The organism is Actinosynnema mirum DSM 43827 (genome assembly GCF_000023245.1).
Taxonomy (GTDB): domain Bacteria; phylum Actinomycetota; class Actinomycetes; order Mycobacteriales; family Pseudonocardiaceae; genus Actinosynnema; species Actinosynnema mirum.
Genome location: NC_013093.1, coordinates 7,548,395 through 7,560,272, shown reverse-complemented (window position 1 = coordinate 7,560,272; position 11,878 = coordinate 7,548,395). Strand labels below are relative to the sequence as shown.

Here is an 11,878-nt window from a genome sequence, read left to right as displayed (position 1 = left end):
TGGTTGTCCGTGCTCAGGGCCTTGCTCAGGTGGTGACCGCGGGGCTGCCGCCCTTGGGCGACCCCTGCCCGTCGCCGCCGCCGCTGCCCTCGCCGGACGGGTACTTCTTCTCGAACTCGGTGAAGCTCTGCTCCGCCGCCGTGCCCGCCGACTTGGCGTCGTTCGCCGCGGTCTCGGCCTTCTTGCCCGCCGCCTCGGCCGCCTGGCTGGCCTTGTCGGCCGCCGCGATGTCCGCGTCGCTGCCCGAGGCGTACGCCTTGGCGTTGGCCTCGGCCGCCGCCGCGTTCGCCCTGGCCGCGTCGAGGCTGGCCTTCTCGTACGCGGAGTTGGCCTCCTTCGCGGCGTCGTTCTTGGACGTCAGCTCGGTCTCGGCCTTGTCCCGCGCCTCGTCGCCGCTCGGGTTGTTCTTCTTGTACTCGTTGTACGCGTCCTTCGCGGCCTGGTCCGCGGGCTTCGCGTCGTCGAGCGCCTTCTGGCTCTTCTCGGCCGCGTCCGCGACGTTCCTGGCCTCCTCGGCCGCCTTGTCGGCGGCGCGGGCGGCGTCGGCGCGGGCCGAGTCGGCCTCGGACTTGGCGCTGTCGTACTTGGCCATGGCGGCGTCGTAACCGGCCTGGTCGCCGCGCGCGCTGGCCGCGTTGGCCTCGTCGATCGCCGACTGGACCTTGGTGTTGGCGTCGCCCGCCTTCTTCGAGGCGGTGTTCAGCTCCTCGTTGGCCTTCGACGCGGACTCGGAGGCCTTGGTCTCGGCCTCCTTGTACTCGGAGTACTTGTCGTTGGCGGCCTTGGCCTTGTCGCTGGCGTCGGAGACCTTCTTGCCCTCCTCCGTCTGCTTGTCCTGGATCGCGTCCTGCTCCAGGGCCTCGTCGATCTTGCGGTCGACGCCCTTCTGCGCCTTCCAGGCCTCGTAGCTGACCTCGGCGACGTCGGCGACGTTCTCGAACCGCTTCCAGTTCTTGCCGATGCCGTCGGTGATCTCGTCCAGGTTCTTGATGCGGCCCATCTGGCGCGACAGCGCGGCGGTCAGCTTCGCCAGGCGCGAGGCGATGTTGACGCCGAGCGCGACGGCCTTGCCGATCGCGTACCCGATGAAGCCCGCGATGGACGCGCCGAACGTGAAGAACGCGGCGGCTGCGGCGGCGATCGCGCCGGCCAGCAGGGAGCCCAGGAACTGGGCGATCATGTCGCGGACGATGTCGCGCAGGACCTGCACGAGCATCCCGCAGATCGCGACGATCTTCGCCTTGGTCTCGACCGAGTTGGCCAGCGAGTCCAGCTCGCCGCCCAGGGCCTCCATGTTCTTCTGGAAGCTCTCGGCGGACTGGCCGCTCCAGCCGTCGACGTTCGTCAGGCCCTTGCGGTGGTCCTCCGCCAGCACCCGCATCTCGGCCGCCTGCGCCTTGTGCGCCTCGACGTTCGCGTTGATGTCGTCGGGGTCGCCCATGAGCATGTCCAGGGGCTCGCGCAGGAACACCAGGTGCTCGATGAGCCATCCGATGCCCGCGCCCAGGATCGTGCCGAACGGGTCGACGGCCAGCATCGCCAGCGACGACGCCGCGCCGATGGCGGCGAAGGTGATGTCGAGGACGTGCTCGGTCTCGGTCTCGGCCTCCTTGCCCACCGAGTCGATCAGCTCGTCGAACGCCGAGATGAAGAGGGAGCCCTTGAGCTCGTTCTCCTCGGTGATGTTCATGACTTCCACGGCTCAGGCCCTCCTGCTCACCACGGCTGTTGCGGTCACCACGGTCGCTGCGCTGCTCACCACGGCTGGTTCTCGTCGTCGTCCTCGGCGGGCCGCCGCGCCGCCGGTCGGGCTGCGGGGGCGGGGCGCTGCTGCGCCTGCTGCGCGTACGGGGGGACCGGCGGCTGCGGGGGGGTCTGGGGCCGCTGGGGCTCGGGCTCCGGCTCCGCGTAGTCGTCCCGCTCGTCCTCGTCCGCCGCGGGGCCGTCCTCGGGGATGGAGTCCTTGATGAACTGCATCGCCTCGGTGCCCTCGCCGAGCGGCGCGAAGGCCTCCATGACCTTCGTGGCCGCCTGCTTCTGCGCGGTCCGCGCGGTCTCCATGATCAGCGCGGTGAGCCGGGCGGCGCCCAGCTCGGTCGCGCGGTGGCCGAGCTCCAGGTTCTGCAGGCCCCCGTTCGGGCCCACGGTCACCTTCACCGCGCCGTCGCGGCTGGTGACGGTCGCGCTCGCCGCCGCGTAGTTCTCCTGGAGGTCAGCCGACTTCTGCTGCAGATCGGCCAGCTTGGCCTCGAAGTTGCCAAGCCACTGCTGGGGGTCCAACGCCAACCTCCTGGGGGGATACCGGTGCAGACTGGACTGAACCCCAGCCCGCCAACGCGGATCCAACGTGCCACCAACGGGCTAACCGCCGCCACCCAGGGGTCGGCTCGCCCGGATGGAGCAGCGGATGCGGGCGGTGATGGCCCACCCGGCGCAACTCGCCCGGACGGGGGGTTCGGCGGCGGGCGCCGGGCCGCCGCGACCGGGTTCTCACGACCCCGTCGGGACGCCCGGAGCAGGGTGTTCTGTCAACCGTTGACCGAAGGAAGGCTGGGACCCCGCCGTTGGCCCCAGCCTTCCCGAGTGTTTTACGGGTGTTCGTCCACCGTGGTTCAAAGCTCACCCTGCGTAGTTGTTGATCACCGAACGGGGCCAGATTGTTACGTCGAGTGGCGGTAGTGGGTCGAGGCACCAACGATTAGGTCACGGCGGGCCTGCACGTGCGCGATCGTCATTACCACGGGGTACGGTCCACCACTCGGAGCCCGACCGCTGCGAGTCGGGAGTTGTCTGCTCGACAGAGCAGGGAGGGAGACGAGCAGTGCGTCGTCAACTGCGCGGCTTTGCGGTCACCGCTGTCGCGTTGACCAGCGTCCTGTCCATGGCGGCGTGCGCCAAGGACACCGGTTCCACGGGTGGCGGGTCCACCAGCGCCGCCGGTGAGGGCTGCAAGTTCGCCGAGAAGCCCCCGGCCGCCGCCGCCACGTCTTCCACGAGCGCGTCCACCACCGAGAAGGTGGACGGCAGCGCGCTCAAGGTCGGCCTCGCGTACGACATCGGCGGGCGTGGTGACGCGTCGTTCAACGACGCCGCCGCCGCGGGCCTGGACAAGGCGAAGGCCGACCTCGGCCTGAAGGACGTCAAGGAGCTGACCGCGGCCCCGAACGAGGCCGAGGACGCCAAGGTCACCCGCCTGCGCCAGATGGCCAGCGAGGGCTTCAACGTCATCGTCACGGTCGGCTTCGCCTACGCGGAGTCGCTCAAGACGGTCGCGCCGGAGTTCCCGAACGTCAAGTTCTCGATCGTCGACGGCAGCGTCGAGGGCGCGTCCAACGTGACCCCGCTGGTGTTCGCCGAGGAGCAGGGCTCGTTCCTGGCGGGCGTCATCGCCGCCTACCAGAGCGCCAAGTGCCACGTCGGCTTCGTCGGCGGCGTCGAGACCCCGCTGATCGGCAAGTTCGAGGCCGGTTACCTGCAGGGCGCCAAGGCCGCCGCGCCGGAGATCAAGGTCGAGAAGAAGTACCTGACCCCGGCGGGCGACTTCACCGGCTTCCAGGACCCGGCCAAGGGCCAGGTCGCGGCTCAGGGCCAGATCGACGCGGGCGCGGACGTGCTCTACCACGCCGCGGGCGCTTCCGGCAAGGGCGTCTTCTCCGCCGCGAAGGCCGCGAACGTCAAGGCCATCGGCGTCGACTCCGACCAGTACAACCAGACCACCGTCGCGGAGAGCAAGGACGTCATCGTCTCCTCGATGATCAAGCGCGTCGACGTGGCGGTGTACGACTTCATCAAGGCGTCGGCCAAGAACGACCTGGCCTCCCTGCCGAAGGTCTTCGACCTCAAGTCGGACGGCGTCGGCTACTCCACCTCGGGCGGCAAGATCGACGCCGACCTCCAGGCGGTCCTCGAGGGCTACAAGGCCCAGATCATCGAGGGCAAGATCACCGTCTCGGACCAGCCCACCAGCTGATCCGAACCGACCGCGCCGGGCCCCGCGAATCGATCTTCGCGGGGCCTGGCGCGTGGTTGAGGGAGCCTCCATGAGCAAACCGACCCCTGCTGTCGTCCTGTCGGGGATCACCAAGCGCTTCCCCGGCGTCGTGGCGAACAGCGACGTCCACCTGAGCGTCGCCCAGGGCGAGGTGCACGCGCTGTGCGGTGAGAACGGCGCGGGCAAGTCCACCCTGATGAAGATCCTGTACGGGATGCAGCAGCCCGACGAGGGCGCCATCGAGGTCAACGGCGAGCAGGTGCGGTTCCGCAGCCCCGCCGAGGCCATCAAGGTCGGCATCGGCATGGTGCACCAGCACTTCATGCTCGCCGACAACCTGACCGTGCAGGAGAACGTGGTCCTCGGCGCGGAAGCGCTGCACGGCATCGGCGCCAGGGCGCGCAAGCGCATCCTCGAACTGGCGGGCCAGACCGGCCTGTCCGTCGACCCCGGCGTCCTCGTGGAGCGGCTGGGCGTCGCGGACCGGCAGCGGGTCGAGATCCTCAAGGTCCTCTACCGGGGCGCCAAGGTCATCATCCTCGACGAGCCGACCGCCGTCCTCGTGCCGCAGGAGGTGAACGAGCTGTTCGACACCCTCCGGGGGATGCGCGAGCAGGGCTACACCTTCCTGTTCATCTCGCACAAGCTGGACGAGGTCCGCTCGATCGCCGACTCGGTCACCGTCATCCGGCGCGGCACCACCGTCGGCACCGCCGACCCCCGGACCACCAGCTCCCGGCAGCTCGCCGAGATGATGGTCGGCTCCGAGCTGCCCAGCCCGGAGACCCGCGAGTCCACCGTGACCGACCGCGCCGTGCTGGTCGTCGACGACCTCGGCCTGGTCGCCGAGGAGGGCGCCCGACCGGTGCTCGACCACATCGACCTCACCGTGCACGCGGGCGAGATCGTCGGCATCGCGGGCGTCGAGGGCAACGGTCAGACCGAGCTGGTCGAGACCATCATGGGGATGCGCAAGGCCCACCACGGCTCTGTCCGGCTGGGCGAGCGCGACATCACCAAGCTCGGCACGCTCGCCCGCCGCGAGGCGGGCATCGGCTACGTGCCCGAGGACCGGCACCGGCAGGGCCTGCTCCTGGAGGAGCCCCTCTGGGCCAACCGCATCCTCGGCCACCAGACCCGCAAGCCCGCCTCGCGCGGGCCGTGGCTGGACATCGCGGGCGCGAAGAAGGACACCCAGCGCATCGTCGACGAGTTCGACGTGCGCACCCCCGGCATCGAGGTGGCGGCCGTCGCGCTGTCCGGCGGCAACCAGCAGAAGCTGGTCGTCGGCCGCGAGCTGTCCGGCGACCCCGTGCTGCTGATCGCCTCGCACCCCACGCGCGGCGTCGACGTCGGCGCGCAGGCCCTGATCTGGGACCAGATCAAGCAGGCCCGCGCGAACGGCCTGGCCGTGCTGCTCATCTCCGCGGACCTGGACGAGCTGATCGGCCTCTCGGACACGATCAAGGTCATGCTGCGCGGCAGGCTCGTCGCCGACGCCGACCCGAGCGCCGTCACCCCTGAGGACCTCGGAAGCGCCATGACCGGCGCGGGCGCGACCAGCTCGGCGGTCGCGGAAGTGGAAGGCGAGTAATGGGAATCTTGCGCGGCAAGCTGCTGCCGCCCGCACTGGCGATCCTGTTCTCCGCCCTGCTGTGCGGGATCGCGCTGCTCATCTCGGGCGCCAACCCGCTGCGGGCGTTCGGGGCCATGGTCCTGCAGGTCGGCGAGGGCACCACCGCCGTCGACATCGTCAACAGCACCAGCACGTACTACATCGCGGCGCTGGCCGTGGCGGTCGGGTTCCAGATGAACCTGTTCAACATCGGCGTCGAGGGCCAGTACCGGGTCGCGGCCGTCGTCGCCGCGGTCGTCGGCGGCTCGATCGCGCTGCCGACCGGCGTCCACACCCTGGTGATCATCCTGACGGCCGCCGTCGCGGGCGCCGCCTGGGCCGCCATCCCGGCGGTCCTGAAGGTGACCAGGGGCGTCAACGAGGTCATCTCCACGATCATGATGAACGGGCTCGCCATGGGCGTGTCCGCGTACCTGATCAGCCGCGACATGTTCGGCGAGCTGCGCGGCAACAACATCCGCACCCCGGAGATCCCGGAGACCGGCTGGGTCCCCGGCATCGACCTCGGCGGCGCGGGCACCGTGTACGGCCTGGTCGTGCTGGCGATCGCGCTCGGCGTCGGCTACTGGGTGATGATGAACCGCACCCGGTTCGGCTTCGAGCTGCGCGCCTCCGGGCAGTCGGCGACCGCCGCCGCGGCGGGCGGCGTGAACGCCAAGCGCATGGTGCTGATCGCCATGCTCATGTCCGGCGCGATCGCGGGCCTGGTCTCCATGCCGGAGATCCTGGGCCGCAACCACACCTTCGACCTGAACTTCCCGGCGGGCATCGGCTTCACCGGCATCGCCATCGCGCTGCTCGGCCGCAACCACCCCGGCGGCATCGCGCTCGGCGCGCTGCTGTGGGCGTTCCTGGACAAGGCCGGCCTCGCGCTGGACAACCAGGGCGTGCCGAGGGAGATCGTGACGATCATGCAGGGCTCGATCGTGCTGTCGGTCGTCGTGGCCTACGAGGTGGTCCGCCGGTTCGAGGTGGCGGCCCAGCAGCGTCGGGTCGGGCAGCAGCTGGGAACCGTGGAGGCGTCGTCGTGAGCACTTCGTTGATGAACCCCTCCGAGGCCCCCAGCACCGTCCCGCCGCCCCGCAAGGCGCGCAAGCTCCCCGGTTGGGCGGTCGGCCTGCTGGCCGTGGTCGGCGCGATCACGCTGCTCGCCACGACCTCGTACCTGACCGGCGTCGCCCAGCTCACCTCGGCGGGCACCATCCAGACCGCCGTCGGCCTGGCGCTGCCGATCCTGCTCGCGGGCCTCGGCGGCCTGTGGGCCGAGCGCGCCGGCGTGGTCAACATCGGCCTCGAGGGCATGATGATCCTGGGCACCTGGGGCGCGGCCTGGGCGGGCTACCAGTGGGGCCCGTGGCCCGCGCTGATCGCCGCGATCGTGTTCGGCGCCCTCGGCGGCCTGCTGCACGCGGTCGCCACGGTCACCTTCGGGGTGAACCACATCGTGTCCGGCGTGGCGATCAACCTGCTCGGAGCGGGCGTCACCAAGTACCTGTCGACGCTGCTGTTCGAGCCGGTGTCCAACAACCCGCGCGAGTCCCCGGCGGTGCCGAAGTTCGACACCTACTCGGCGGCGGGCCTGACCGACTGGCTGGCCGAGCTGGAGCAGCAGCAGCGGGTGGGCGTCTCGGACGTCGCGGGCATCCTGCGTGGCCTGCTCACCGGCGTCTCCCCGCTGGTGATGATCGCCGCCGCGCTCGTGGTGGCCAGCTACCTGATCCTGTGGAAGACCCGCTTCGGCCTGCGGCTGCGGTCGGTCGGCGAGAACCCGGTGGCCTCCGAGTCGCTCGGCGTCAACGTGTACCTGTACAAGTACGCGGCCGTGCTGATCTCCGGCGCGCTGGCGGGCATCGCGGGCGCGACCCTGGTGCTCAACCCCGGCCAGCCCGGCTACCTGGAGGGCCAGACCAACGGGCGCGGCTACATCGGCCTCGCCGCGATGATCTTCGGCAACTGGCGGCCCGGCGGCCTGCTCGGCGGCGCGGCCCTGTTCGGCTACGCCGACGGCCTCCAGCTGCGCAGCGGCGGCGCCACGTTCATGTCGCTGATCTACGGCTCGGTGCTGCTGGTCGGCGCGGTCGTGATCTGGCAGCTGTGGAAGCGGCGGTGGATCGCGGCGCTCGGCGGCGCGGTCGCGGCCGTGGCGCTGTACGCGATCTACTTCAGCGTGGAGGAGGTGCCCAGCCAGCTCACCACGTACGCGCCGCACCTGGTGACCCTCGTGGTGCTGGCCGTGGCGTCCCAGCGGTTGCGGATGCCCGCGGCCGATGGTGAGGTCTACCGCCGTGGGTGATTCCTCCGGCACAAGCGCCCAAGAGGGCACGGGCACAGGCGGGGGCGCGGTCCAGGTCGACTGGACCGCGCTCCGCGCCGCCGCCCTCCAGGCCGCCCAGCTGGCCTACTGCCCGTACTCCGGGCTCAAGGTCGGCTCGGCGGCCCTGTGCGACGACGGTCGCGTCGTCGTCGGCTGCAACGTCGAGAACGCCTCCTACGGGCTCGGCCTGTGCGCCGAGTGCGCGATGGCCGGGCAGCTGCGGCTGACCGGCGGTGGCCGCTTCGTCGCGGTGACCTGCAGCGACGGCGAAGGCCGGCTGCTCATGCCCTGCGGTCGCTGCCGCCAGGTGCTGTACGAGCTGGGCGGTGCGGACTGCCTGGTGGAAACCCCGTCCGGCGTGCTGCCGATGAGCGCCGTGCTGCCGGACGCCTTCGGACCGGAGGACCTGCCGTGAGCCACACCGCTGTCGACGTCATCAGGGCGAAGCGCGACGGGCTCCGGCTCACCGACGGCCAGGTCGACTGGGTCGTCGACGCCTACACCAGGGGCGAGGTCGCCGACGAGCAGATGTCCGCGCTCGCCATGGCGATCTTCCTCAACGGCATGGACGCCGCCGAGACGGCCCGCTGGACCAGGGCCATGATCGCGTCCGGCGACGTGCTGGACCTGCGGGTCGACCGCCCCACGGTGGACAAGCACTCCACCGGCGGCGTGGGCGACAAGATCACCCTCCCGCTGGCCCCGCTGGTCGCCGCGTGCGGCGCGGCGGTGCCGCAGCTGTCCGGGAGGGGCCTCGGGCACACCGGCGGCACCCTGGACAAGCTGGAGTCCATCCCCGGCTGGCGGGCGCAGCTGTCCCTGGACGAGATCACCGCCCAGCTGGGCTCGGTCGGCGCCGTGGTCTGCGCGGCCACCACCGGCCTGGCCCCGGCGGACCGCAAGCTGTACGCCCTGCGGGACGTCACCGGCACGGTCGAGGCGATCCCGCTGATCGCCAGCTCGATCATGTCGAAGAAGATCGCCGAGGGCGCGGACGCGCTGGTGCTGGACGTGAAGGTCGGCTCCGGGGCGTTCATGAAGACCGAGGAGCGGGCGCGTGCGCTCGCGCGGGCGCTGGTGGACATCGGCGTTGACCACGGCCGCAAGGTGACCGCGCTGCTGACGGACATGTCGGTGCCGCTGGGCGCGGCGGTCGGCAACGCGATCGAGGTCGCCGAGTCGGTGGACGTCCTGCGCGGCGGCGGCCCGGAGGACGTGGTCGAGCTGACCGTCGCCCTGGCCCGCGAGATGCTGGCGCTGGCGGGGATCGACGTGGACCCGGCGCGCGTGCTGGCGTCCGGCGAGGCGTACGAGACGTGGGCCCGGATGATCAGGGCCCAGGGCGGCGACCCCGAGGCGGAGCTGCCGGTCGCGAAGCACACGCGGGTGCTGGAGGCCGCCGAGGACGGCGTGCTGACCGGGCTGGACGCGTACGCGGTCGGCGTCGCGGCGTGGCGGCTCGGCGCGGGCCGGGCCCGCAAGGAGGACCCGGTGCAGGCCGGGGCCGGGGTGAGGTGCCTGGTGAAGCCGGGTGCGGCGGTGAGCGCGGGACAGCCGATCGCGGAGCTGTACACGGACACGCCGGAGGCGTTCGACGCGGCGTTCGAGACGCTGCGCGGGGGCGTGGAGCTGAACGGGGAGGTCACCGAGCGCTCGGCGCTGGTGATCGACACGATCCGCGGCTGAGACGGGGACGAGCGGGAGGGGCGCGGCCTGGTGGCCGCGCCCCTCCGGCGTTCTCGGGTCAGCAGTTGACGATGGAGTACACCGGGGTCCAGCCCACGCCGCTCGCCTGCTGCGAGTCGGCCGGGGGCATGTGCCACGGGTCCTGGCCGTCGTTGAAGTAGAGCCATGGCCTGGTGCCGGTGGTCTGGTTGTTGTGCCAGGACCCCATCGTGTACCAGGGGATGTAGTACTCGCCGCAGCTGTACATCCCGATGTTGTCGCCGCTGAACCACTCGTTCCGGTAAGCGCAGAACCAGCGGTACCGCGCCCAGTTGCCGCTGCACTGGGCCGCGTTGTCGACGTTCGTCGTGACCTCGGCCAGGTTCCTCGGCTGGTCCTCCCCCGGCACGGTCACGTTGAGCACCGCGCCACCGAGGTCGATCTGGTTGGGCGCGACCTGCTTGCCCCGGTCGCCCAACTGCTCCAGGTAACCGTCGACCTTGTCCTGCAACCCCTCGGCCTGCGCCGAGCTCAGCCCGGCCGCACGGGCCTGCGCGGTGAACGCGTGCTCCCCGGACGCGTTCGCCGTGCCGCCCAGCAGCAGCGACACCACTGCCGCCGCCACCGCCCCCAGCGCTGTGAGCCTGCCGCTTCTCCGAACCATGGTTCCCCCTGGTGGATCGCGCGGGGCGGTCGTGGAACCCGACGCCCCGCGATCGGCGCCCGCCGGACTCCCCGGTCCTGCGGGCCCCACCGACGCTAGCGGCGGCCGGGCCGGGCGCCCGGGACTTTCGACGGTGCTCGAAGCACTGCGGGAACGCGCACCCCTGCCCCTCGCCCACACGTCGCTCTGGGACGCGAAAGGGCCCGACCCCCGTGGGGGCCGGGCCCTTCGAGCACTCGCGCCGCGCTGGAGTCTCCCCGACCAGCGGGCGCCCGTGGTCAGCCGCTCAAGTCCACCTGTCCGGCTCGCCGCCGTCCGTCCGACCGCCCGTCAGGCGCCCTGGGCGTCCAGGTCGTCGTCGTCCCGCAGCTCGCCGTTCTTCGGCCCGTTCTTCCGCACCCGCCGCTGCGGCCGGGGGAGGGCGGTGGGGGGCGGGGGAGCGGAGGACGGGCCGCCGCCGAGGATCAGCTCCGCGAAGGTCGCCATCGCCTCGTCCAGCTGGCCGCCGATGCGCAGCTCGGACTCCTTGTTGCTGCGGTTGACCATCGAGGTGAGCGAGTCCGCGTCGGGGCGCTCGGAGATCTTGCCCTCGACCTTCGCCATGCTTGACTCGACCACGCCCGACAGCTCGCTGAGCCGCGTCGCGAAGTCGTCCTCCACCGCGTCGAGCCTGGTGGTCATGGTGTCCAGGCGCGAGGTGACCTGCTCCAGGCGCTGCGCCAGCGCCTCCAGGCGGTCGGTCGCGTCGACCTGGTCCCTGGTCTCGTCCAGCGCGGCGTGCAGCGCCTCGCGGGCCTCGTCCAGCTTGCCGTGCACGGTGCTGCGGGTGTCCGCGAGCGCCGAGTGCAGGCTGTCGTTGGTCGACGTGAGCGCGGCGTGGAACCCGTCCCTGGTCGAGTTGATGTTGTCGCGCGTCTCGTCCAACCGCCCGTGCAGCGCGCCCGACGTGTCGGACACGGTCCGCTGCAGCGCCTCGCGGGTGCCGTCGAGGTGCTCGTGCACGCCCTCGTCCACCTCGTCGATGCGCGACCGCAGCGCCGCCTCCAGCGACTCGATGCGCTCGCGCAGCGGCGTGGTCACCGCGCCGGGCAGCTGCTCGACCTTGCCGTCCTGCTTGTCCAGGTGGCCGTCGAGGTCGTCCAGCCGCTTGTGGATGTGCGACAGCTTGTCCTCCAGGCCGTCCATCCGGCCCGCGACGCCCTCGAAGCGCCCGGCGACGCCGTCGAGCCTGCCGTCGAGCTGGGCGAACGGCTTGGCGAGCTTGTCGACCAGGCCCTCCACCGCGCGGTTGATGCCCTGGACGGCGGTGTCCTGCGCCTCCAGCCGGGACAGCGCCTCGTCCAGCCGCTCGGCCAGCACGCTGACCTCGGTCCGGTCGGGCAGCTCCGACAGCCGCTTGCGAACGGAACCCAGCGTCTCGAGAGGGGACATCCGCGCGTGGATCTCGTCCAGCGCGTCGAAGATCTGCTGCTGTTCGCTCTCACGGATCTCCGCGGCGCGCGTGAGCATGTTGCGCATCCGATCGAAGGACATCGTGGAGTTGCTGTTCTCGTTCACGGCTGGGTGCCTTCGTCCAGGGGAGGGGAGACGTCCGGGAGCCTAACCGCG

The 11,878-nt window shown here is 71.3% G+C and carries 10 protein-coding genes; 6 read left to right on the top strand and 4 right to left on the bottom strand.

Features of this window, described 5'->3' with window-relative positions; all coding sequences use genetic code 11:
• Positions 1-25: 25 nt before the first annotated feature.
• Both AMIR_RS32000 and AMIR_RS31995 read right to left on the bottom strand, forming a co-directional pair.
• Positions 26-1,690, bottom strand: coding sequence for a hypothetical protein (locus tag AMIR_RS32000; protein WP_187313462.1), 1,665 nt, complete (start codon positions 1,688-1,690; stop codon positions 26-28).
• Between the two features lie 65 nt (positions 1,691-1,755).
• Positions 1,756-2,280 carry a YbaB/EbfC family nucleoid-associated protein gene (locus AMIR_RS31995; RefSeq protein WP_015805139.1) on the bottom strand — a complete coding sequence of 175 codons (525 nt, stop codon included), beginning with the start codon at positions 2,278-2,280 and terminating at the stop codon, positions 1,756-1,758.
• 553 nt (positions 2,281-2,833) lie between these two features.
• Between AMIR_RS31995 and AMIR_RS31990 the strand changes: the two genes are divergently transcribed.
• From AMIR_RS31990 to AMIR_RS31965, 6 genes are all read left to right on the top strand, one after another.
• Positions 2,834-3,970 (top strand): BMP family lipoprotein, encoded by a 1,137-nt coding sequence (locus AMIR_RS31990; RefSeq protein WP_041838573.1) that lies wholly within the window; start codon positions 2,834-2,836, stop codon positions 3,968-3,970.
• A gap of 70 nt (positions 3,971-4,040) precedes the next feature.
• Entirely contained in the window at positions 4,041-5,585 is a 1,545-nt protein-coding gene (locus tag AMIR_RS31985) for an ABC transporter ATP-binding protein (RefSeq protein WP_015805137.1), read from the top strand.
• The gene (locus AMIR_RS31980) at positions 5,585-6,658 is read left to right on the top strand and encodes an ABC transporter permease (protein WP_015805136.1); all 1,074 of its coding nucleotides are present in this window, start codon (positions 5,585-5,587) and stop codon (positions 6,656-6,658) included. Before AMIR_RS31985 ends, AMIR_RS31980 begins: the two co-directional genes overlap by 1 nt.
• Positions 6,655-7,920, top strand: a complete 1,266-nt coding sequence (locus tag AMIR_RS31975; protein ID WP_015805135.1) for an ABC transporter permease — start codon at positions 6,655-6,657, stop codon at positions 7,918-7,920. The genes AMIR_RS31980 and AMIR_RS31975 overlap by 4 nt, the downstream gene beginning before the upstream one ends.
• A complete protein-coding gene (locus AMIR_RS31970) occupies positions 7,913-8,356 on the top strand; it encodes a cytidine deaminase (protein WP_015805134.1) in 444 nt (147 codons plus the stop codon). Before AMIR_RS31975 ends, AMIR_RS31970 begins: the two co-directional genes overlap by 8 nt.
• Positions 8,353-9,627 (top strand): thymidine phosphorylase, encoded by a 1,275-nt coding sequence (locus AMIR_RS31965; RefSeq protein ID WP_015805133.1) that lies wholly within the window; start codon positions 8,353-8,355, stop codon positions 9,625-9,627. Before AMIR_RS31970 ends, AMIR_RS31965 begins: the two co-directional genes overlap by 4 nt.
• A 58-nt stretch (positions 9,628-9,685) precedes the next feature.
• On the opposite strand, the gene AMIR_RS31960 is transcribed toward AMIR_RS31965, so the two are convergent.
• Complete coding sequence (locus AMIR_RS31960) at positions 9,686-10,270, bottom strand: hypothetical protein (protein WP_015805132.1); 585 nt, start codon at positions 10,268-10,270, stop codon at positions 9,686-9,688.
• Positions 10,271-10,600: 330 nt separating this feature from the next.
• Positions 10,601-11,788 carry a coiled-coil domain-containing protein gene (locus AMIR_RS31955; protein ID WP_041838571.1) on the bottom strand — a complete coding sequence of 396 codons (1,188 nt, stop codon included), beginning with the start codon at positions 11,786-11,788 and terminating at the stop codon, positions 10,601-10,603.
• Between the last annotated feature and the right edge of the window lie 90 nt (positions 11,789-11,878).